This is a genomic window from Brevibacillus migulae (assembly GCF_004521915.1).
Lineage (GTDB): Bacteria > Bacillota > Bacilli > Brevibacillales > Brevibacillaceae > Brevibacillus_F > Brevibacillus_F migulae.
The window spans coordinates 1-780 of the sequence record NZ_SDKD01000065.1 but is presented as its reverse complement, the minus strand read 5'-3'; the positions used below and the strand labels follow the sequence as shown (position 1 = coordinate 780).

Annotated in this window: 2 protein-coding genes; one reads left to right on the top strand and one right to left on the bottom strand. The window is 32.2% G+C overall.

The window, feature by feature from the left end; all coding sequences use genetic code 11:
• Positions 1-134 precede the first annotated feature (134 nt).
• Entirely contained in the window at positions 135-464 is a 330-nt protein-coding gene (locus EIZ37_RS25550) for a hypothetical protein (RefSeq protein ID WP_134687571.1), read from the top strand.
• Positions 465-642: 178 nt separating this feature from the next.
• Here the strand turns inward: EIZ37_RS25550 and EIZ37_RS26270 are convergent.
• The coding region (locus EIZ37_RS26270; RefSeq protein WP_235828234.1) for an ATP-binding protein at positions 643-780 on the bottom strand (138 nt) is incomplete at its 5' end.

Genomic DNA, 780 nt, shown 5'->3' with positions numbered 1-780 from the left:
ATACCGGCGCTCGTGGGTCAAATTAATTCCGGCGTTGACAACGACGATATTGACCTAAGATTTAACGCAATACTGATAAACAATAAAGACGTTTTTTTCCCGGAAATACTTACGAACTAAAAGTGTTTTTTCATGTGAATTTGTTGATAGACAAGAGAGTTGATACATTTAACCTTGAAAATTCTAGAAAAAGAAATGGGCATAATCAGAAAGAGAAAATAATTAATTTGTTGAGATATCAACTTGAGAAAGTTGAAAAGATAATAGATGATCATAAAATTGAAGTTTACTCACCTTCTATTATTGGCGACGATTTAGAGGAAGAAAATATGATCAAGATAGAGTTTGTTGAGGATACTTCCGAAAAGATCGTAGGAAAAGGTAAGAATAAAAAGAGATTGAAAAGAAGGGGAATAATATCAAGAATCATTTATACACGTAAAATAGTTTCAGAATTTGTCTAAAAAAGAATGAACAAAATTTATGGTGAAATCAGAGGATTTATGAATAAAAAACTACTATNCAAAATTTATGGTGAAATCAGAGGATTTATGAATAAAAAACTACTATTGTCAACATCAATCTAAAATTCCTCAAAATCATCAATTGAAATTTCCCCATCAATAGGGACCGTTTGCTCCCCTACTCAAGCGACTGATCCTTTTCTTCGGTTATTTCTGGTCTAAAGAATCCGGCTTTTTTCTTCTCCTTTATTCGATAACTTTCACCCTTGATATTGACTGTGCTGGAGTGATGTAATAACCGATCTAGGATAGCAGT